Origin of the sequence: Streptococcus suis, assembly GCF_002960445.1 — a bacterium.
GTDB lineage: Bacteria > Bacillota > Bacilli > Lactobacillales > Streptococcaceae > Streptococcus > Streptococcus hyiners.
Map to the genome: position 1 here is coordinate 1 of NZ_POJD01000137.1, position 268 is coordinate 268.

Consider the following 268-nt stretch of genomic DNA (forward strand, 5'->3'; position numbering starts at 1 on the left):
CCCACTGTAAAATTTCCTGCCATAATTTTACCGTCAGAAACGAATTTGTCAGAGCTACAAGCTCTTGCAAATGAAAATGGAGTAAAGGTTGCTATTAAACCTGAAAGTTCTAATGGACTATGGTTGAACATTATCTTTAATTTGTTGCCACTTGTTATTGCTGGTGTATTCTTCATGATGATGATGAACCAGGGTGGTGGTGGAGCACGTGGTGCAATGAACTTTGGACGGAATAAAGCTAAAGCTTTGGAACAAAGTAACATCAAGG

The 268-nt window shown here is 38.8% G+C and carries 1 pseudogene; it reads left to right on the top strand.

Annotated elements, in window-relative coordinates:
• Positions 1-268: pseudogene (locus C1G53_RS03765) on the top strand (cell division protein FtsH); the annotation flags it as partial.